Origin of the sequence: Bradyrhizobium altum (assembly GCF_020889705.1) — a bacterium.
GTDB lineage: Bacteria > Pseudomonadota > Alphaproteobacteria > Rhizobiales > Xanthobacteraceae > Bradyrhizobium > Bradyrhizobium altum.
In genome coordinates, this window is the sequence record NZ_JACMYP010000028.1 from 1 (window position 1) to 19,637 (window position 19,637).

21 protein-coding genes are annotated in these 19,637 nt (G+C 57.7%); 10 read left to right on the top strand and 11 right to left on the bottom strand.

All coding sequences use genetic code 11. From position 1 onward, the window contains the following. Positions 1-527: secretin GspD/PilQ domain-containing protein (locus H8B02_RS10505; protein WP_476727252.1), on the top strand; the 527-nt coding region annotated here is incomplete at its 5' end. Continuing rightward, positions 524-1,156: a CpaD family pilus assembly lipoprotein gene (locus tag H8B02_RS10510; RefSeq protein ID WP_229166179.1), complete on the top strand. Its 633-nt coding sequence runs from the start codon at positions 524-526 to the stop codon at positions 1,154-1,156. The genes H8B02_RS10505 and H8B02_RS10510, both read left to right, overlap by 4 nt. Positions 1,157-1,315: 159 nt before the next feature. On the opposite strand, the gene H8B02_RS10515 is transcribed toward H8B02_RS10510, so the two are convergent. The 11 genes from H8B02_RS10515 to H8B02_RS10565 form a co-directional block, all read right to left on the bottom strand. Next, positions 1,316-2,353: an EscU/YscU/HrcU family type III secretion system export apparatus switch protein gene (locus tag H8B02_RS10515; RefSeq protein ID WP_229166180.1), complete on the bottom strand. Its 1,038-nt coding sequence runs from the start codon at positions 2,351-2,353 to the stop codon at positions 1,316-1,318. Continuing rightward, positions 2,350-3,165: a type III secretion system export apparatus subunit SctT gene (sctT, locus tag H8B02_RS10520; RefSeq protein ID WP_229166224.1), complete on the bottom strand. Its 816-nt coding sequence runs from the start codon at positions 3,163-3,165 to the stop codon at positions 2,350-2,352. Before sctT ends, H8B02_RS10515 begins: the two co-directional genes overlap by 4 nt. A gap of 512 nt (positions 3,166-3,677) precedes the next feature. Next, positions 3,678-3,953 carry an EscS/YscS/HrcS family type III secretion system export apparatus protein gene (locus tag H8B02_RS10525; RefSeq protein WP_229166181.1) on the bottom strand — a complete coding sequence of 92 codons (276 nt, stop codon included), beginning with the start codon at positions 3,951-3,953 and terminating at the stop codon, positions 3,678-3,680. 1 nt (position 3,954) lies between these two features. After that, positions 3,955-4,620, bottom strand: a complete 666-nt coding sequence (gene sctR, locus H8B02_RS10530) for a type III secretion system export apparatus subunit SctR (RefSeq protein WP_229166182.1) — start codon at positions 4,618-4,620, stop codon at positions 3,955-3,957. Beyond that, positions 4,613-5,686, bottom strand: coding sequence for a type III secretion system cytoplasmic ring protein SctQ (sctQ, locus tag H8B02_RS10535; protein ID WP_229166225.1), 1,074 nt, complete (start codon positions 5,684-5,686; stop codon positions 4,613-4,615). The genes sctR and sctQ overlap by 8 nt, the downstream gene beginning before the upstream one ends. 44 nt (positions 5,687-5,730) lie before the next feature. Then, a complete protein-coding gene (locus H8B02_RS10540; protein WP_229166183.1) occupies positions 5,731-6,267 on the bottom strand; it encodes a hypothetical protein in 537 nt (178 codons plus the stop codon). Further along, positions 6,243-7,514 carry a type III secretion system ATPase SctN gene (sctN, locus tag H8B02_RS10545; RefSeq protein WP_229166184.1) on the bottom strand — a complete coding sequence of 424 codons (1,272 nt, stop codon included), beginning with the start codon at positions 7,512-7,514 and terminating at the stop codon, positions 6,243-6,245. The genes H8B02_RS10540 and sctN overlap by 25 nt, the downstream gene beginning before the upstream one ends. An 80-nt stretch (positions 7,515-7,594) precedes the next feature. Continuing rightward, complete coding sequence (sctL, locus tag H8B02_RS10550; RefSeq protein WP_229166185.1) at positions 7,595-8,218, bottom strand: type III secretion system stator protein SctL; 624 nt, start codon at positions 8,216-8,218, stop codon at positions 7,595-7,597. Further along, positions 8,215-8,844, bottom strand: coding sequence for a nodulation protein NolU (locus H8B02_RS10555; protein ID WP_229166186.1), 630 nt, complete (start codon positions 8,842-8,844; stop codon positions 8,215-8,217). Before H8B02_RS10555 ends, sctL begins: the two co-directional genes overlap by 4 nt. Before the next feature lie 11 nt (positions 8,845-8,855). Beyond that, positions 8,856-9,719 (bottom strand): type III secretion system inner membrane ring lipoprotein SctJ, encoded by an 864-nt coding sequence (gene sctJ / locus H8B02_RS10560; protein ID WP_376711637.1) that lies wholly within the window; start codon positions 9,717-9,719, stop codon positions 8,856-8,858. A 9-nt stretch (positions 9,720-9,728) separates the two neighbouring features. Next, on the bottom strand, positions 9,729-10,235 hold the full coding sequence (locus H8B02_RS10565; protein ID WP_229166187.1) for a nodulation protein NolB: 507 nt from the start codon (positions 10,233-10,235) through the stop codon (positions 9,729-9,731). 233 nt (positions 10,236-10,468) lie between these two features. Here H8B02_RS10565 and H8B02_RS10570 point away from each other — a divergent pair, with 233 nt between their 5' ends. The 8 genes from H8B02_RS10570 (at position 10,469) to sctV (ending at position 19,501) form a co-directional block, all read left to right on the top strand. Continuing rightward, positions 10,469-11,134, top strand: coding sequence for a nodulation protein NolW (locus H8B02_RS10570; RefSeq protein WP_233287016.1), 666 nt, complete (start codon positions 10,469-10,471; stop codon positions 11,132-11,134). Between the two features lie 1,533 nt (positions 11,135-12,667). After that, positions 12,668-14,458, top strand: coding sequence for an HrpF/NolX family T3SS translocon protein (locus H8B02_RS10575; protein ID WP_229166188.1), 1,791 nt, complete (start codon positions 12,668-12,670; stop codon positions 14,456-14,458). A 317-nt stretch (positions 14,459-14,775) separates the two neighbouring features. Next, positions 14,776-15,045: a hypothetical protein gene (locus tag H8B02_RS10580; protein ID WP_229166189.1), complete on the top strand. Its 270-nt coding sequence runs from the start codon at positions 14,776-14,778 to the stop codon at positions 15,043-15,045. A gap of 71 nt (positions 15,046-15,116) precedes the next feature. Further along, positions 15,117-15,353 (top strand): hypothetical protein, encoded by a 237-nt coding sequence (locus H8B02_RS10585; protein ID WP_229166190.1) that lies wholly within the window; start codon positions 15,117-15,119, stop codon positions 15,351-15,353. A 115-nt stretch (positions 15,354-15,468) separates the two neighbouring features. Next, positions 15,469-16,362 carry a SctD/MshK family protein gene (locus tag H8B02_RS10590; protein ID WP_229166191.1) on the top strand — a complete coding sequence of 298 codons (894 nt, stop codon included), beginning with the start codon at positions 15,469-15,471 and terminating at the stop codon, positions 16,360-16,362. Positions 16,363-16,392: 30 nt separating this feature from the next. Further along, positions 16,393-16,932 carry a hypothetical protein gene (locus H8B02_RS10595; RefSeq protein WP_229166192.1) on the top strand — a complete coding sequence of 180 codons (540 nt, stop codon included), beginning with the start codon at positions 16,393-16,395 and terminating at the stop codon, positions 16,930-16,932. Positions 16,933-16,934: 2 nt separating this feature from the next. Next, a complete protein-coding gene (locus H8B02_RS10600) occupies positions 16,935-17,363 on the top strand; it encodes a tetratricopeptide repeat protein (RefSeq protein ID WP_229166193.1) in 429 nt (142 codons plus the stop codon). Positions 17,364-17,371: 8 nt separating this feature from the next. After that, on the top strand, positions 17,372-19,501 hold the full coding sequence (gene sctV, locus H8B02_RS10605) for a type III secretion system export apparatus subunit SctV (protein WP_229166194.1): 2,130 nt from the start codon (positions 17,372-17,374) through the stop codon (positions 19,499-19,501). Positions 19,502-19,637 lie beyond the last annotated feature (136 nt).

Here is a 19,637-nt window from a genome sequence, read left to right on the forward strand (position 1 = left end):
TCCAGTTCCGTCAATTTGGCATCAGTCTGGAGTTCGTTCCGACCGTTCTCAGCAACAATCAGATCAATATCCACGTGAAGCCTGAAGTCAGCGAATTGTCGAAAGAAGGTGAAGTCAGCGTCAACGGGATCTCTGTGCCTGGTCTCTCCACTCGGCGTGCCAGTACCGTCGTCGAGCTTGCCAGTGGTCAAAGCTTTGCAATTGGAGGGCTCATTAGGCGCAATTTCGACACCGACATTGGTGCCTTTCCTTGGTTAGGCGATGTGCCGATCTTAGGCGCGCTGTTTCGCTCATCGTCATTTCAGAAGCAGGAGACGGAGCTGGTCATTGTTGTAACGCCCTATATCGTGCGACCAGCATCGAATCCGGGCAAGATAATCGCCCCCACCGACCGTATCGGACCGCCCTCGGATGCAGGCCGCACTTTGACAAACACATTGGCAAATTCGCGGCGAGGCCGCGTCCCTTCCCCCACGGCAGTACCCGGCGCGGCCGGCGGTGCATTATCGAATGAGGACCGAGAATGATCTTACGACAGCTGTGCTGTTTGATCGCTATTGGCGTAGCCTTGGACGGATGCACAAATCGTGCTTCGATATCTTCTGAGCCGCCCGAGCAAGCAATCGAAGTGGCGCAGAAGACCAGTGTCTTGTCGCTACAAGGTCTTCGTTGCGCCGAGAGATATCGGCTGCGGAATTTCATTGCGAATGCAAGTCGCGGTCGGCGGGATGCCCTCCATCTCGACGTCACTGGCTCACCCCGGCTCATTGCTCAAGTGGCGCATGAGGCCCGCGCAATGGGCGTTGCCCCTTATAATATTCACTTAGCCGCCTCCCCCGTCGATCTACCCGCCCATTTCGGGGTACGGATCGAGGCAATTATCTACGAAGCATATCCTCCCGTTTGCCGGTCGCTTTCGATCGTCGGCCCTTCAACTGACGATAATTCCTTTGACCCGACGCTGGGCTGCTCGATCCGGAATAATCTCGGAGTCATGATCAACGATCCTGGCGACTTGCTGGGGAATAGTGCTGTCATGCCAACCAGTGGTGATCGTGCGGTGCGTCCCCTTATCGCTCGTGGGATCTCCACACCGGGCAACGGCAGCAAATCGGAAGATGCAATTCATGACACGGCTCCGCCAGAGTCCCCATGAGCGGCTCACGAGCCCATACTCGCAGCAAGACATGCAGTGTTGGCTGATATTCTGGTCACTAGGTTCGCGATAAGGACCAGCCACTTCTGTGATTACTGCGCCGCTTGTCGATCAAATTCTGTATTTGACCAGGATCCTCCGCATCAGCCTTGCGCGAAGTTAGACCAGGCCGGCAGCAAAGACTGCCTTTGCGACCCGCTCAAAACACGCAATCGGAACGGCCCTCCCCATCGTCGCCTTTTGGATCAGCTCACGCGCTAAAACATGGTCCTGGACAATACTCAGATGCAGGGCCCGCGCCTCTTCAAGCAGCCGCGAAGCAAGTTCGCCCTCAGCGCGGCATACCAACACTGGCACTCCGGTCTCGCCGCGAACGTAGCGCAGCCCGATCACCGTCGCGGGCCCCGTCAGTATCAATGTGGCTCGACGAATGCCGATCGGGGATTCGCTTGCCGCCTCGCGACGGATCCGGCGGTGTTCGCCCTTGATCTGCGGATTGCCCTCCTGTTCCTTGGATTCGCGCTTCGCTTCGCTCTCTGTCATGCGCATGTCGCGCAAAAATAGCCAGCGCTGAATGAGCAGATCAGCCAAGCCGCCGATCAGAAAAGCCCCGGCCGCAATCTCGATCAGGACTTTGAGCTCTTGAAAGACGAAGCCGAAACATCCCATTCCGCAGACAGGCAAGTATACCAGCGCCTTCCAGCTTGCGATCACAGTAAGAAGAAGGATTGCGCCGAGGCTGAGCACCTTGATGAGCGACTTACCAAGCTCTACAAGCGATCGCTGAGAGAAAAGCCGCTTCAACCCTTTGATGGGATCCAATTTCTCAAGGGTTGGCTTGAGCGGCTCGACAGAAAACGTCGGCCCGCCAGTGGCCACGAAACTGGCCAGAATGGCTGCGGCCGCGGCCGCCCCAATAATTGGGACGACGGCGGTCATGGTGAGTTCGACCAATCCGATCAGCGCCTGCGCGACCGCGCCGTTGAAGGGCTGTTCCTGTAGCTTGTCGATGAGCCGCACCGCTTCATGCCACCCATCTTTGATCGAGCCTGCTCTGAGGCATAGACAGCCGAAACCGGCGCAAATGCTGAGCGCGCTCACGAAGTCGCCGCTGCGCGCGAGCTGCCCTTTCTTACGGGCGTCCCGTAGCTTCTTGGCAGTTGGTGGAAGCTTCTTCTCCTCGCTCGAATCGTTCATTTCAAGAACTTCTCGAGCCACTCCAGTACACCGTTGAACTGGGTGATCTCCGCTCTCATGTATTCGATGAGGTAGACGGTGTAGCTGACCATGATGATGCCAAACGCCGCGTTCTTGATGGTCGGGGAAAGATCGTTCAGCTTGATTTGCGGCGCAAAGCGCCCGAGCAACATGAGCGATACCTCGATCAGGAGCAGCAGAGCCAGCACGGGCCCCGAGACCAGCAGGGTCGTATGCATGATATGATCGAGAAGCGCTACGAATTCCATTGCCCCTTGCTGGGTGAGGGGTGGTAGTAGCCGATCCACGGGCCAGATCAGATAGCTGCCATAGAGGCACCTGACCATCGTCTGCAGACCTCCAGATAGAACGAAAATCGTAACTGCAGCAGTCCCGAGAAAAAGCCCCGTCGCCGAGGCTTGGCTGCGTGTCGCAGGATCGTCCACCTGGCTCGAAATACCGCGCTGGGTGTCGATGATGTCACCAACTGCCTGAATGCTCCATAGTGGTATACTGAGCAGGATGCCGAACAGTAGGCCGATGAATATCTCCTTGAGACCGAGGAGCGCGACTGCGACCATACGAGTGTCCGGATTTAGCATCTGCAGGCTGTCCCTGATATGAGCCAAGCATGGCAGCCCAAGCGCGATCGTCAAGCTTCCGCGGATCATCCCGCTAATGTGCGGCCGCGTGAACACGGGATGCACCAACATAATGCCGAGGGCCCGGGCTGCACCAAGGCCGGCTGCAACAATGAACTCGGTAGCAGTCTGGATCAGAATTTGCGTCTCGGTGAAGGACAAACTATGCATTTGAAGGTTTGTTGATCGTTCGCTTCGGCCAATCGAACCAGCCACGCTCGCCGCGCCATGATGTTAGAATTCAAGAAGGTCGCAGATATTCAGCCGGTTCGCTCCAGACTCTACAGGATGACGCGCCCATGATGTGAAAGGCACATCACTTCGGCCCAACTGCCTCCCATCGCTTCCCCCGCGACGAGACATGGCCAGTTTCAAGGATAGCACCAGCCGACCTCAGGCCCTGCAGGGCCGACAAACCAAGCTCTATTGACCTCTCACGCCGAACGCATCGTTCGAGTGTCTGCCAACCGTCCTAGCCTTCATCGATCTTGACGCCTCGCTTTCCGGTCTCGAGCAGCACTCTTTCGAAGGCGAAATCGACAAGGCCGCTTGCGATCAAAATAGCAGTCTTCCTCTCATGCTACTGAGGCTCGCTTTCGATAAGCTGACGGACTATCTCCTCGTGATTCACACGAGCGATGGCGATGGCGACCCTGTGCCGGACGCTCACCCTTGCGTTCCACTTACCAATACCTCGTGAGAGTTGGGAACTCCGCGAAGATCTGCTGGGCTTGTTCGATAAGTGGCGCGCTCAGCACCGGAGAAAACAGAACAAGCACGGCGACAACAACAAGGAGTTTCACGGTAAGCGGCAAGCTTTGATCCTGCAGCTGCGTTGCCGCCTGGATGATGCCGATACCCAATCCGACGACGAGAGCTGCAATGAGCGGCGGCAGAACCCAAATCATGAACAGGACGAGCGATCGGCTCAGGTGAGTGAGAATACCGGCATCATCCATCTTAACCTCCCCGCGTTGCGTAACTTAAGACTAATCCGTGCATGAGCCGCGACCAGCCGTCGATCGTAACGAACAGAAAGAGCTTGAAAGGGACGGAAATCAGCGTTGGTGAAACCATCGACATTCCCATTGCCATCAAGATCGTAGTTACGATCAGGTCGATCGTGATGAATGGAAGATAGAGAAGGAAGCCGATTTCAAAGGCGCGCTTGAGTTCCGATATCAGAAAGGACGGTATCAGAATCACAAAGTCATCGGCCGTTGTGTTGCTGCGCATTTCCTCCGACCAGACATGTTCTGTCGACGAGAGGAAGAACGAACGCTGCTCCTCATTGGTGAACTTCTTGAGATGGGCGCGCAGCGGCTCGCTCCCTTCCTTGGCAGCGGTCACCCAGTCATCGAACGTTTGATATCGAAGTTGCGGTTCGGTCAGACGATTGTAGGTCTGCTCAAATACTGGAGCGCCAATGAAGACGGTAAGGATCAATGCAGCGCCATACAGAACGATGTTCGGGGGTATCGACTGTGTCCCGAGCGCGTTACGGACCAGGAAGAGAACAACGGAAACCTTTATGAAGGCGGTCGTTGTGACCACCGCGAACGCGAGCAGGCCAAGGCCGACCGTCACCGCGAGAAGCGCAACGATGCTTGGTTGAATGTCACTCATTGACCGCCAACCTGTCGCGTAACCTGACGGCCAGTTTCTCACCGACACGCACGATGTCGCCGCGGCCGATCAATCGACCGTTCGCGAGAATGTCGACCGGACCATCAAGCGGTCGCCCGAGGTCGAACACATATCCTTCGTTGACGTTTCGCAACGTACCTAACGGTATAGGCCAGCGACCGCATTCGAACACAAGCGTGATCTCAATGTTGTCGATGTCGGCTTCCGATGACGGAACCAGCTGCTGTGCTTGAGGTCGTGGCGTCATATGGGCACACTCTAGAGGATGGGGTTGCAGGCGGAACGGCCCCTGCAGGACCAGTCTGGCACCGGCCACCTGAGCCGGAGCCCATAGCTTGTCCGCATTGAGGATGACTATGTGCTGAGCGAAGGGAGTGATGTCCGGCAGTAGCGCGTCGCCGCTCTGTGCTTGACGAAGGAGTGCGATGCTCACGCGAAGCGAGCCGATCGCTATCGCGACCGTGACAGGAAACTCCGGAGAAAGCCTGGGCATTTCCGGCGGCAGTTGGCCAAGCAGCTGGGCTAACACCCGGAATGCAGGGGGAACCCGGCGATCGAGAGACGAGAACAGGAACAGGCGCGCCTTGTCAGTGAGCGGTCCGTAGGCAGTGTCGAATTCTAGATAAGGCCCTTCTGTCCGTGCTTCGTCGATGCGGACAAGTTGTAAATCTCGCGCGAACAAGTCCTCTAGTCGCGTGAGCCACGTTTCAAGCGCGAGCTCGAGAAGGAGCGAACTGGTTGGGTCGGAAGGTAGAGTAAGGCCCTGCTGCACCGTCGAAATCAGTGCCTCGGCAAGCCGACGAGGCAAAGACAAGATCGCCGTTTCGTCCCCGACGCGAACTACGCAGTCAAGCATCGAGACGGCAGATGGCTCTGCATGCCAGACAAGCCGGCTCATGCGCACGAACAGGGGCTTGTCGCCAAGGCGGCTCCGTAGAACTACGCGCGGAGCGGCGACCTCATTGACCCACGAGACTACCTCGTGGGTCAGCGTTAGCGGTGGCTCGAATGGTAAGAGTTCGCCCCGAGCATTTGCCGACCCCATTTCTACAGAACCGCAAGCTGGCGCCGAGATCAGTGAATCAGCCATTAGATCGAATCGCCTACCGCTCGCCCAGGCGAGCCGCACTGATAGCGAAGCAAAACCTCATCGTCGGCCTCGATTTCGGCCGCTGACTCCAAACGAGTATTGGTTGTACTGTGAACATCAGATTCGATCTGTTCCCATTTACGGCGCGCCGCCAAACGCCTGGTCCACAGAGCCCGCGCGTCCACCACTTCCGCCTCGGCCTGCTCTCGAGCGACGCACGCCTCCTCAAGCGCCTGACGTGCCGATGCGATGCCGGCTGCGAGCCGTTCAATGACGATGTGGCGGCGACGATCGAGTTCTGCGACAGACATCGTATCGATGGATGCCAGCTGCAGATAAAGTTCGGCTTCGACGCTTGCGCGATGTTTCTCGGCGCTTGCAAGCGTGTCGGAAGCTCGCTTTACCCGTTCATCGGCGATGCGGCGCTTGCCTTCCCTGTTGGACAACTCCCGAAGCGCACTTCGCTCCCTCATGTCCTTCACGAGCCGCAATTTGGAGGCTTGAACGAGATTCAGGCGGTCAGACGCGACATCCACGTGACGGCCTCCTCAAAACTGGACGGCTCATGCTGCCCTTGGCGCAGGAATGCCCGCAGCTCCTCGATTGAGCCGATCGCCCGGTCCGTTAGCGGATCGCTACCCGGCTTGTACTCACCTACCTTGATCAGGAACTCCGCCTCATTGTAGCGCGAGAGCAGATCGCGGAAGAGGGATGCCGCCTGGCGATGTGACACCGAGACGACCGCATCCATGACTCGACTCCGGCTCAACAACACGTCGATGGCGGGAAAATGCTCTCGCGCCGCAAGCGAGCGCGACAGAATGATATGACCATCGAGAATACCGCGCGTCTCTTCGGCTATTGGATCGCCTGTACCGTCACCTTCGACAAGAACGGTATAGAAAGCCGTGATCGAGCCGCGCTCGCCCATACCGGCGCGTTCCAACAGACCGGGCAGTAGCGCAAATACCGAGGGAGGAAAGCCTCGTCGTGTGGGAGGTTCGCCCGCGGCAAGGCCGATTTCGCGCATCGCGCGGCTAAAGCGCGTCAATGAATCCATCATCAAAACGACGCGCAGTCCTTGATCACGAAAATACTCGGCGAGTGCCGTCGCCGTATGGGCGCATTGCGCCCGCTCCATCGGCGAACGGTCGGATGTCTCAACGACAACGATCGTGCGACCGAGCGCCACGCCAATGTGACGCTCGATGAATTCACGTACCTCACGTCCACGCTCGCCTATTAGCGCGACCACCGTCACGTCGGCGGCAGCTCCCTTTACAATTTGCGACATCAGCGTCGACTTGCCGCAACCGGCGTCTCCATAGATTCCGATTCGCTGGCCTTCACCACACGTCAGAAGTCCATCCAGCACGCGGATGCCGAGCGGAAACGGCTGCTCGATACCGCGCCGCGTCATTGGATTGGGCGCCGCGCCACGCAGCGGGCGAGTGTGCGCCGCCTTTATCGGGCCCTTGCCGTCGAGTGGACGGCCAAAGCTATCGATCACGCGGCCGAGCAAATCGCGACCGACCGATACTTCCTGCATTCGCCCGGTCGGAACCACCTCAGCACGGCTAGATAAGCCCACCATGTCGCCGATTGGCGTGAGTAACACGCCGTCCGGCAGCAGCCCGATCACCTCGGCCTCAAGCGACCATCCCGTGCCATGATCCTGCAACACGCAAATCTCTCCAACACGAGCTCCTGGTAGCACGGCGTGAAGCAACGTGCCGATTGCCCGTTTGACTCGTCCGCGCACGGCACGCGTATCGATCTGCATTGCCGCAGATCGCAGAGACGATAACGCAGCGTGGACGGATTTTTCTCCAGCTGCACCGTGGTCGCTTGATCGTGACACGGTCACGGTTCGCCCATCCGAAAAGACGAGCCAAGTTCGAAACGCAAGGTGCGGAGCTGCGCGGCAAGCCCCACATCGACATTGCCAAACTCGGTCCACAAAACGCACTGGTCCGGCGTCAGCGCTGGATCCGGATCAATTCTGATTTTGGGCCGCCCATCCGTTCCATCAAACGCTGCGAACTCACGGGTCAGTGCATCGGCATTCAATGGAGCCACATGAAGACATACTTCGGCACCGCCACAGTTTTGTTCGATGGCATGGCGAACGCTCCTGATCAGCATCTCGCCCGGATCGAAGGAGCCTAGCAAATCGCTCAAGATCTCAATGACGAGCTGTGGCAACTCCTGTTCCAGAACGGCCTTTCGCCGCGCCAACTCCGAAGCAGCGCGGGCGACGATCCGCGCCATTTCGTCCGAGCCTGCCTTCATGCCCTCGGCGTGGCCACGCATACGCTCGCGCTGATAGGCTTTGCTCGCCCAGCTGCGAGCCTGCTGTAGATACCGCTCTGCCAGTGCGCGCGTCTGTATTGCATCATACCATATGCCGAGTTCCGCGGCCGGTATGAGTGGACCAAGAGGACGTATCTGGGACGCCTCTGGCAACGCTGGGTCAGTGACAATCATGCCGCTGGTGTCTCCGTCGCCAGGTGCTCCATCACCAAAGACAGCAATTGGCTTGCGGCGTTGCGGTGTTCGCTGGCAGGGGTCTCCGCGGCGGACCCGACAGGCAAGCGGAGAATCACGCGCGCACGGTCGAGCTCTGACGCACCTTCGAGCCAAGCGCCAAGACAGGCATATCCATCATGTTCAATCTGCCGCGAAAGTTGCTCAGGATCGACAATCGGTGTGGTCGCGACGGCGCTGCATAAGTGTCGGATGCCGAAGGCATGTGCTTCAGCCCCGATGTGTCCGACCAGAATCGTGAGATCGTGCTTTGATACCAGCTTCAGGACTGAACGTGCATGCCAGACGCTGCCAGTGAGCAAGGCCACCCGACGCGGATCGTGCCCGACTAGAACGTCCCTCCCCCAGCTACTTCCTTTCGCGGCAAGTTCGCTGCCTAGCAGCAATTCGGCCAATCTTTTCTGCAGCCTGTAAGAATTTTGCAACTTTAGCACTGTTGCGGCTGACAGCAGCGCATCAAGATGAGCGGCAAAACGGCTCGGATGGATCAAGGCAGCAAGCTCGCGCAGGCGATCGGAATGCGAGCCGAGTGAATGATTTGGTTCGGCGGACGTCGATACCGACACTGCATTTTTACCTATCTCGCATCGGAGGTTAGCTTTTTGCCGACGGCTTGGACCACCGGCATACTCGAAGCTCCACCGAGATTTGTCAGTTTGCGCAATGATTGACCGAGCTGGCGCCCTCGTGTGCTCAGCAGCACGTAAGCCACAATGCCGAACGCCGCGCCCACGCCTCCGACGCCGATGGCAAGCAAGAAAGGCGCTGACAAGAACTTGGCCGGCTGGGCCGAAGTAGCGGCAGCCGAAGGCGACAGCTCATGCTGAGCCCGCTCAACTGGCACGAACACAACTGCGACCTTGTCGTAGGAGAGCCCTTCGATGCTATTGGCCACGAGCATCTTGATTTGCGGCAGCAAGGCCGAGAGCTTCGCATCGGAGCCGTGACGAATGAAGACTGACGCCGAGGACGGTGTCGAATCCTGTCGCAGAAGATCATTCTTCGGCAGAACAATATGGACACGGGCGGAGAGCACCCCATCGATATCGTTGATCGTGCGCGACAATTCTTCACTTAGGGCGTAGACGTACCGGGCACGCTCCTCAACCGGAGAGGCAACCAAGCCCGCCCCCTTGAACACTTCACCGAGGTTCTTGTAAGGCTGCCGAGGCAACCCCCGATCGTTCAGCATCTCGATCGAAAAGGCGAGCTGCTTTTCTTCGACTTGAATCGTGCTCGTCCCATCCTTAGCGACAACACGGACAGCATCGACGCCTTTGCCAAGGAGAAGCGTCAGCATCTCGTTGGCTTCACGCTCCTGGACTTTAGTGTAGAGATCGGCCTTGCAACCGGCCAGCAACAGCGGCAGCACGAGGAAAACATGAAACCACCTTCCCGCCAGCACGTTGCGACCAACCTCTCTTTGCATCGAAACGTCCATCGAGGTCGCTCAGCCCGCCGATAGCAGCTTGTTCAAGGATGAACTCACTGTGCCGGCACTCTTGGAGATGAGCGAAACCTCAATGACGCTATTGTAAACATCCCGCAAATTCGCCAGCATCACCTCGAAGTTATCCACGCCTTCCGGCATTCCGACGGAATGAACATGCATTTCGTGCGAACGCATGACGGGCTGCGCGGCCGGCCCAAGCTGGAGACTTTTCGCAGGAATAGGTTCGCCACCGATCATCGAAGGGATTTCACCCGAGGGAAATGGTTTGCCCTGGTGCAAGGCAGATAGATTCTGAAGGATGCGATCGCCGACTGCATTTGCCGACGCAACGGCACGCTGAAGTTCCACGGCTTGTGGAGCCAACGCGCCATCGGTCACGGAAGAGGCGACACCTTGATGCAAGGTTACCTGTGCAAGTTTCTGCTGAAACTCGGCCTGCGTCGATGAGCAAGCCCTGGAGAGGCATTCGACAGGGCCGGCGAAGATCGGAGTGACGCCAAACATGAAATCATAGCTCTCACGTGATGCGATTAGCCGCTTATAACCGTGAACGTGCCCAGAACCCTAGACAGGAGAGCTGACGAAAAGCTGACGAGCATCACCAAGATCGTCATCTAAAGACCACGCTTGGTCTCCAGTGTGGAAGAAATTTCGATTTCCGACTTTGGGCGAGTTTCGATGGCTGTTCTCAAGCGCAAATTCCAAGCACACCCACTCGAGCCACGAGGCTACACATCTTGAAGACCATTCTATACGTTTGGGTTTTCATTTCGCTGGGTATCGTTAGGGCCCTCGGCGCTGACCTACATCTGCCATCGACTCTTTATAGCTATACAATCCTGGATCAGGACCTCGCTGCGGCACTCCAGGAGTTCGGCAACAACTTGAATATTCGTGTCAACGTCAGCGCCGAGGTGAAGGGTAGAATTCGGGGGCGGATGCCGGATCTCACTCCGAGAGAGTTTCTCGACCATTTGACCAATCTCTACAATCTTCAATGGTACTACGATGGATTGGTGCTGTACGTATCCGACGCGCGCGAAGTGCAAAGCCGCCTGCTCTCCTTGAATCCGATCACTTTCGATGCATTCAAGGCGGCGCTCGATGCACTTAAGATCTCTGATGAGCGCTATATCCTGAAAGCTGCACCGGGAGATGGCCTCGTCCTCGCGTCTGGTCCACCTCGCTTTGTCGCGCTTGTGGACCAGACGCTCAAGGCCCTGGTGGCGGAGGTGGAGGCGCGGCGAACCCCGATCGTCGAAAAGCCGTCGCACGATACGGTTTTAATGCTGTTTCGCGGATCCTCAAGCGTGGTGGTTCGTGATGGGCGACCAGAGGCCCCTATGTCACCCACCGTGCCGCATCAAGGTGGCGTCGTCCACGCACCGGGCCCAGACCACTGATGACAAGGGTAGCCTACGAGAAAATTCAAAGCGCCTCTGCATCCTTCAGAAAGCTGATCCTGCCAGCATGAGAGCGCGGACGAGTGCCGCAATAGACGTATGTCGGGATGACAGACGATCGAACCGGAAACACTGTGAGCATCATTGTTGACGGTAAGTTGAGTTTCGCTCTTTCGCTCCCCGCGCCCCTTGCGAACAGGTCTCCCAACCTCGAGCCCGTCCGTGATCTGAAATGCGGAACAGGATGGACTTTAACTCGATAAGCCGGGCAGACCCGAGCCTGGCGCCCAACTCCTCCTCATCGCGCCCAGATCCGAGCGACTCTGAGCGCGAACTGTTGGCGCTGCATGAAGGGGCCGATGTAAGCCAGAACCCGATCTGGTAGGAACACGAGGCCGGACCTTTGCACCCCGAGCCATCATTGGGCGCGGCGTTCGCTCGAACTCCCACCAGCTGATTGCTCATTTCCTCGCTGACGGCTGCGACTTCGGCAAGAATCCAGTTTGGCAAGATCGTGAACCTAGGCCAATGGCCAGCCAGCTCGGTCCGAACCATCGCAAGCCGGGGTGTCGTGCCGCGCGGCAATCAGGGCGGAAGCGGCTTCCCAGCCAGATTGACTGTCGTCACGCGCCGAGGGTGCGACGCCAGAACTCGGAGATTTTGCCCTGGGGACGGACGTCGCGCCAAGGACTACTGGGTCTTCACTGGCCAAGCCGCAACGCGATCTCAGGTCGACATGCTAAGAAGCCGGGCCAAGCAAAGCCTCGCCGATGACGACTTTCACTATCCTGGGTGTTCGCCACACAGCAGAATGGCGAGAAGATGGGGTTCTTCGTCTTACACCATGACTGGACCCTGGCTTTTGGCCTGCAGAGTCGAGCGAAGGTAGGTCGAGCGGCCAAAACATAGCTGATAAGGAATAGATGCTGAGCACATTTCAGCTTGAATGCGCTCGAAGCCACCGTCGACCTACACTCAACATGTACGACGATGGCAATAATATTGTGGAATATGCACCGGCAAACGGTATCTGGTCGCGTTACTTCGCCGCGGCAATGGAGCAGATTTCCATAGTCTTGTGGCGGAGACGCCGGCGTAGCCACGCGGTTAACTCCGACATGGGATGTCGGCGGTCCGAGCTTGTCGCGCGAATCGCCGAACGCGACCATCACGGGATAGCAGCCGCGAGTTCTTGATTCCGCCAAAGTGCCGCGTCAGGACACGATCAAGCACCACGAGGCTAACGTACGCACACCATGCGCCGTAGCCGTTGGCTACTCCTGTTTCATTGGCTCGTTGCGAATTCTTCTGAGAGCCGTCAGCTTCTCAAAAGCTAGTCCCCCTACCACAACAGCGTGAACATCTAGACGGCGATGTGCCGACAGATTGTAGCGGAACCAAGCGCGGGGACCCGCTGGGCAACCGGAATGGCTCTTGGACTCCGCCTATCGATCTTCTTGCTCGTTGTCCGTCGCGATTTCCCGCTGCGCCATTGACCGGCTTGTGGTGCAATCTCACATCAGAGGAAGTATAATGTCAGTCAACAACCTATCGCTAACCGCCAGCTCAACGGGAACATTGTCCGGGCTTGCTCCGGGCCTTCCGTCAGCCCGCGAACTTTCAAGCTTCGAGGCGGTTCTGGCCGGTTGCTCCTTGAAAGATACAACCGGCGATCACTCCGCACCGCAGGATACGGAGGCGGCAGAGGCAGCCAAGCAACTGGCGGAGGAGCTCACGCAGGAGACGCGAAATATCTTGCCGCCGGACTTGAGAGCAGCACTGGATGCACTTGGGCAAGCTCCACAGCCCGCCCCGGCTGCGGGTAACGTTGGAATTGCGGCGGCGCCAGTACCAAGCTCAAGGATTACATGGAACAGCGGCACTCTGACTGATACGGAGTTGCAGATTGTGTCGATGTTGAACCGTCACAAAGACAAGTGCCCGCTCGATTGGAAATCCCTTGGAGATTTGGCCAATGATCCCTCCACACCGCCGGATCTCAAGGCGGCGATCGAAGCACTGCAGCAGGACCCGGAACTCTTCTATGCGATAGGGTCGCAAGGCGACGGCCGCTGCGGTGGCAAGATCAAGGCAGATGACCTCTCCAGCTTCTCCGATCATCACTCACAGGTTGCCGTATTCCAGGACCAGCAGGCGCGACGCTACGAGCAGAACTACATTCCATCCGACGGCACCGGAAGCGGTCAGCCATCGGTTATGAGCGAGAATGATGCATTGCGCGAGCTCTATCGGTATTCCGATAACCTGCCCAAGAACCTAAGCCTTGCGGATTTCAAGCAGATCGTCGACGGCGAGGCCAAAACGGGCAAATGTCCGCCGCAGGTTGTCGCAGCCGCGCAATACTTCCTCGATCATTCCAACGAATGGAAACAGTTGTACGGTGGCTCGATAGATAAAGTCCATAAGGAGGACTTCCTGCAGGTTGCCTCATCGTCGATGAACCTTTCGCAGACCGAGCTGGATACGCTGAACACGATCAACAAGAATCAAGCCGCTTTCTTCGGAAAGGGCGACCTCACGCGGGACAAGCTCGCCAGCATGGTCGATGACAAGAGCCTCGCTCCCGAGGTACGAAAGGCGGCCTCACAGCTGCTCTCGGATCCTCTGTTGTTTGGGCTACTGAACAATTCGATCACAGGCTACAAGACCCACCATAAGTTCTTTGATTTCGGCGGCGGTCATACGGTCGATTCCGGCAACATCAGCAATAGCGACTTCACTCACTTCTTCAGTAACATGTCGGCTGCCAACCGCACGGCTCATCAGTTGAGGACGCATGTCGCCAAAACGGCTGCCGATCAGTCCGCTGTCGCAGACATGATGATTGGCGCGGAGGATCAGCCCGATATCAAGTCTTCCAAGAAGAACGGGGGTGCCTTCATGCACGTGCTTGACGACGTGCTCAAGGTGGGCTCGAAGGTGATCGACTGGGCCGCAACGGCGGTTGGTACACTTGGCTTCATTCCAGGCTTGGGTGAATTGGCCGATCTGGCGTCAATGGTGCTCGAGAGCGAGGCGCAAGCAGCAAATCTTCTGCACACGGCCATCACAGGCGGCAACTTGAAACAAGCGCTGGAAGAAGCCGGCCTCAGTCTTGCGGCTCAGGCGGTCAGCTGTATAGCCGGCCCTGAGGTCAAACTGGCCATGCGCGAAGGCTTGGTGAAGCAGGCCATTCAAGAAGCGGCGACAGCCGGCATCAACCTACCGGTTTCGATGGCGCAGTCCTACGCGGAAGATTATTTGAACGACCTGAAGGCTCGCATCGAGTCCGAGCGGACGCAAGCTGCCGGCGTTTACAGCTAGTCGGAGCGACACGCCGTTATCTCGAATCATGGAAAGCTGACGTTGTCGAGACCTTAATCACCGGCGGAAGACGCGGATGGACATGGAATGAAACGGTTACAATGTGAGATGGAGAGCCCGTTCTGCAGTTCGTGCAGACCAGGCCGGAGACTGCCTCACGAGGGTCGGCGCCGGCTCGATACCACGCGAAACCGGACTGATCGATATCGTCGTGAAGAATCACGATTACGTCAGCTTGTCGAAAGCTAATGCATCCACAATGAGGACAGTAGAGATTTGCCTCCATTGGCTTAACTGAAATGACATAGGAGAACCCGATGCGGATTACGAACGCACGCGCCGGTGGGCACGTTGATGCCGACGTGCATACGAATCGTGGCGGTAAAGAAGGGGCACAGGGCAATCATCGCGAATCGCCTGGCGCGCGCACCCCCATCGATAGCGCGGCCAATCCAGCTGGCAACTCGCAGGATGCCGCTTTGCGTCAAGCGTTTAACGTCGCTCTCGGCACCATCGCTGCCCAGATGGCAGGTAGTGAGATGGGCCGTTTTGAGGACGTAATGGCTGAGACAGCCGAGGATTCCTGACGTCGCGCGTTGCGACGTCGGCGAATGGGAGCCGCAATTTGCGGTAACACCCAACAAATAGGAGAAACAACATGACTAATGGTACGGTTGGTGCGTCTCATACCTCGACTGCAGGTGGAGCAGCAGGCATTGTCAATTCTGCAGCTGGTTCCGCTCTTACTGAGGCCACCGGAGAGGCGGCCTTCAATCGGCAACTCGCTGCCCTGACCGCCACCAGCACGAAGGCTGCGGAGAGGGACGTGGAACTGCGCGTCGTTTCAACTGAGCTTTCAGCCGTCAAGAAGGTCGCCGACGAGCGGGTGCAGTAATAGTTGAAGTGGGACGACGCTGTCGTCCCACTTTTCCCGGGTGAGTAATCTGCGAACTCGAAATGAGTCGTACGGCGTTGCCGTGCGGCTCTCTTCGCTCTTCAGGAGGCCGACCGTGAGTGAACAGAATTGCCCCCGTTTCGAAGTGCTGTCGGGACTGTATTGCGGGCTTACGGGCACAGCAGAGGCCGGGCCAATCCTGATTGGCAGCGGCCTCGATGCCGATTTTGTATTTATCGAGCAAGGTCTCGAGCGGCATCACCTGCGCGTCACTCCACATTGCAATGCGATCGAGATCGAGGCTCTTGCCAGCGAAATCCGGGTTGATGGAAGTGAGAACATTTCACCGAATGAGCGCGTTGTCGTCCCTCTTCCCGCCGTCATTCATCCGGGCACGATGTCCATTCGCTGGTCGATAGAAGACTCTCAACCAGTCCGCCGTAGCGACCGCTGGCGTGTATCGATCGTCGCGCTCGCCTTGGTCCTGCTCAGCTCTGTCGCGGCCGGCACAATCTCAAGAATTTTCGCTCGTACCGGCAGCGCCGTGGCGCCCAGCTCCGGCTCCTCCCCTGTCGTGGAAGTTGCGCCACGATCGGCGCTTAACGCAGCTGATGCTCTGACCACGGCTGCAGCTGCCGAACGTCTGCAAGAGGAAGTTGATAGAGCAGGCCTTCTCAACATCAAAGTGGGTTCTGGACCGGGCGTTGTCACCACTAATGGCACCCTTGCGCCCGCCTCTCGCGCGAAATGGGAGGAAGTCCAGAAATGGTTCGACCGCCACAGCAACGGCGCTTATACGCTTGTCAATGCAGTAGCCGTCAGGGAGGAAAAGACGCCGTCGTCCATTGCTGTCCAAGCTGTTTGGCGCGGAAGCGCCCCTTATCTCGTCATTGCTAGGCAAAAGTATTTCGTGGGCGCGCTCTTGAATAATGGATGGACAGTCAATGGGATCGAAGAAGGGCGTGTGCTGCTGAGCCGGAATGGCCAAGTTGCTACTCTGCCTTATTAAAGTTTCAGCCCCGCAGATAAGGAAACTGTCATGACGAGGCTGCCCCAGCATTCTATCGAGCCTGGCACCTCCTTTCAGGCGCCCAATGTCGACGATCATGGACCTTCCATTACCCCGCTCATTCCTCGAGCAAAGAGCCTCGAGATCGGGAACACGGATGCGCATGGAGGCACGAGCCGTTCGCCGGTTTTTCAGGATTCGCTCGCACGAGATCTCCCCGCTGAAGCCGCGATCGAAAGCGAACTGGCGCTCGACCCGATCGACCCAGTTTCGCGCATCAATCCTAGCAGTACGCCCGCTCAGTTAGGTGAGGTGGCGCGTAGCGCGGAACTGGCTTGCCTCAATGGCCCCACTCTCGCTGGCAATCTGATCGCCTTCGTCACGCCCCGCCTACGTCATTCGGACGTTTTGCGCCCAGAGAAACACGGCCCTCTTCTCGAGCGTTTGGTCGATGCGCTATCGAACGCGGCAGAGGGTGCAGCCTCACGCGAAGGGATAGCCCTTCTGCAGCTGGAGCTGCGGAGGTTGATTCTGCTCCGCCAGAATCACAACGGCTTGATCAAAGGTTAGCAATGTCCAATTCGGATGGAGTGCAACAGCTTCCACCTAGTCCACCGTCAAACGTTCCAAAAGCCGGTGAGGCCGTGCTCATCTCCGGGCAGGAGCGTGATTTACTTTGCGCACTTTCCTATGTCCATCTTGCGTGCGGGCAGAGTGCACAGAGCTTGGCCTTGTTGCGCATCGTCGCTCACGATCATTCTCGGGACATCGACCTGCTACGCATGCTGGCCTACGCTCTCATCTCAGAGCGACAGGGTCACGAGGCGCTGGCAGTTTTGGATAGGCTTGACACGCTTGACGACCAGCCGTCTTCGCGACTGCCTTTAATGCTATTGCGCAGTCACGCCCTGCGTCAGGCTGACCGCATGGCCGAGGCGCAATCCACCTTCAAACGCTATGTCTCGTTGCGGGCCAGCAGAGCTTTAATCAAACAACAATAAGGCTCTTCATGGCCAACGTCTTACGCAGTCTCATCATGCGCGCCCCTGCACGCCCGGATTTGATGGTCGCGTTGATGCTTCTTCTGGCGATCGGGATGATGATCATGCCGATCCCCATCGTCGTGATCGACACGCTGATCGGCTTCAACCTGGGCTTTGCCATATTGCTGCTTATGGTCGCGCTGTATCTCAACACCCCACTTGACTTCTCGTCCCTGCCGGGCGTCATCCTGATCTCAACCGTCTTTCGCTTGGCTCTCACCGTCGCGACAACGCGGCTGATTCTCGCTGAAGGCGACGCCGGCAGCATCATCCAAACGTTCGGCCATTTCATCATATCAGGCAACATCGCGGTCGGAATTATCATATTCCTAATCGTGACCATGGTGCAGTTCATGGTTCTTGCCAAGGGCGCCGAACGGGTCGCAGAAGTGTCGGCACGTTTCACGTTGGACGCGCTGCCTGGCAAGCAGATGGCGATAGACGCGGAGCTGCGCAACGGTCATATCGATCAGCACGAAGCTCGCAGCCGGCAAGCCGTACTGCAGCGAGAAAGCCAACTTCACGGCGCCATGGACGGCGCCATGAAATTCGTGAAGGGCGACGCCATCGCCGGGCTCATAGTCATCTGCATCAATATGCTCGGGGGCATCTCGATCGCAATACTCTCCAAGGGAATGTCCCTTGAAGAGGCACTGCATCAATATACGATCCTGACTATAGGTGATGCGCTAATTTCGCAGATCCCGGCTCTTCTGCTGTCAATTACGGCCGCAACTATCGTCACCCGTGTCAACGGTCCTTCCAAACTCAATCTTGGCGCCGATATCGTCAACCAACTTACGGCCAGCACACAAGCGCTACGATTGGCTGCGTGCGTCCTTGTTGTGATAGGGCTCGTCCCCGGTTTCCCTTTTCCTCCGTTCGTCATGCTGGCCGCACTGTTTGCTGCGGCAAGCATCGTCAAGGTCGGCATACACGGCGGCAAGCCCGCTGCCAAGCCGGACGCCGGCATCCGCGGTTCGGCTCCGGCTCAGGCACAAGCTCAGAAGCAGACCGTGCCCGCGGAGGCGCTTCCAATCGCGGTAGTCCTCGCCCCGAATCTGACGCATGCAATCGACAACGACGAGCTTGAGCAACGCATCGCACAGATCTCGGCAATGGTCTCCTCAGATCTTGGAATCACGGTTCCACGCATTCCCACCCAAGTCGACCGACACTTAAATGAATCCCAATTCCGGGTCGACGTTGAGGGAGTGCCGGTTGAAGGCGATTTCGTTGACCCGACGCAACTCGTGCTTAACGATGACGTGACGAACATCGAATTGAGCGGCATCCCCTTTCGGCAAGATTCCGAGGCGAATCGAATCTGGATCGAACAAGGTCACGCAACGGCTCTCAAAGCCGCTGGAATAGGACATCACCATCCGAGCGACATCATCGCCTTGCGCGTCCACGCGGCCTTGACACGCTACGCACAGCGTTTGGTGGGCATTCAGGAGACGCGTCAACTACTCGGCCGGATGGAGCAGGAGTATGCTGACCTGGTAAAGGAGGTGCTGCGCACAACACCGGTGCCCCGGATCGCTGACGTCCTACGTCGCCTATTGGACGAGGGCATCCCCATTCGCAATACCCGTCTGGTCCTGGAGGCGTTAGCAGAATGGAGTGAACGGGAGCAGAACGCCGTGCTGCTCACCGAATATGTTCGCTCCGGTCTGAAACGGCAGATCTGCCATCGCTATGCAAACGCGCACCGTGTGGTGGCCGCCTTTATCATCGAACGTGAGACCGAGGATATCGTGCGTGGTGCGGTGCGCGATACTGCCGTCGGTCCCTACCTGGTGTTAGAGGATTGGCAGAGCGAGAAGCTGCTCTCACAATTCCGCCAGATTCATTCCAGCATCGCGCGGAGCAAGAGCCGGCCGGTTGTTCTGGGTTCAATGGATATCCGGCGCTTCGTGCGCGGCTTTCTTACCCGCAACGCGATCGATCTGCCTGTTTTGTCCTACCAGGATCTCGCCTCGGATTTCATCGTCCAGCCAATCGGATCCGTCCAGCTCACTGCCGCCAAGGACAACGCTTCACCAGGAGAGGCTCGTGACCGATCCCCGCAGGCAGTTAACAGTGCGCAATAGTCGCAAAGAGATAGCATGAGCCCAGATGAGATAAAGGGGTTGACGGCACTTATGTTCGTGGCGTCCTCGGGCGTTTTCAGCCCTCCTCACCTCACTTGCCATCCTACTGCTCGGACGCTGCGCTAGCATCTATAAC

Bases quoted from the DNA above. Each gene is read 5' to 3' on its own strand.
- H8B02_RS10595 (WP_229166192.1), top strand. From the start codon at position 16,393: ATGACGAGGCTGCCCCAGCATTCTATCGAGCCTGGCACCTCCTTTCAG.
- sctJ (WP_376711637.1), bottom strand. From the start codon at position 9,719: ATGGACGTTTCGATGCAAAGAGAGGTTGGTCGCAACGTGCTGGCGGGA.
- H8B02_RS10600 (WP_229166193.1), top strand. From the start codon at position 16,935: ATGTCCAATTCGGATGGAGTGCAACAGCTTCCACCTAGTCCACCGTCA.
- sctN (WP_229166184.1), bottom strand. From the start codon at position 7,514: ATGCAGATCGATACGCGTGCCGTGCGCGGACGAGTCAAACGGGCAATC.
- sctV (WP_229166194.1), top strand. From the start codon at position 17,372: ATGGCCAACGTCTTACGCAGTCTCATCATGCGCGCCCCTGCACGCCCG.
- H8B02_RS10515 (WP_229166180.1), bottom strand. From the start codon at position 2,353: ATGAACGATTCGAGCGAGGAGAAGAAGCTTCCACCAACTGCCAAGAAG.
- H8B02_RS10510 (WP_229166179.1), top strand. From the start codon at position 524: ATGATCTTACGACAGCTGTGCTGTTTGATCGCTATTGGCGTAGCCTTG.
- sctR (WP_229166182.1), bottom strand. From the start codon at position 4,620: ATGAGTGACATTCAACCAAGCATCGTTGCGCTTCTCGCGGTGACGGTC.
- H8B02_RS10575 (WP_229166188.1), top strand. From the start codon at position 12,668: ATGTCAGTCAACAACCTATCGCTAACCGCCAGCTCAACGGGAACATTG.
- H8B02_RS10525 (WP_229166181.1), bottom strand. From the start codon at position 3,953: ATGGATGATGCCGGTATTCTCACTCACCTGAGCCGATCGCTCGTCCTG.
- sctT (WP_229166224.1), bottom strand. From the start codon at position 3,165: ATGCATAGTTTGTCCTTCACCGAGACGCAAATTCTGATCCAGACTGCT.
- sctL (WP_229166185.1), bottom strand. From the start codon at position 8,218: ATGATTGTCACTGACCCAGCGTTGCCAGAGGCGTCCCAGATACGTCCT.
- sctQ (WP_229166225.1), bottom strand. From the start codon at position 5,686: ATGGGGTCGGCAAATGCTCGGGGCGAACTCTTACCATTCGAGCCACCG.
- H8B02_RS10580 (WP_229166189.1), top strand. From the start codon at position 14,776: ATGCGGATTACGAACGCACGCGCCGGTGGGCACGTTGATGCCGACGTG.
- H8B02_RS10565 (WP_229166187.1), bottom strand. From the start codon at position 10,235: ATGTTTGGCGTCACTCCGATCTTCGCCGGCCCTGTCGAATGCCTCTCC.
- H8B02_RS10585 (WP_229166190.1), top strand. From the start codon at position 15,117: ATGACTAATGGTACGGTTGGTGCGTCTCATACCTCGACTGCAGGTGGA.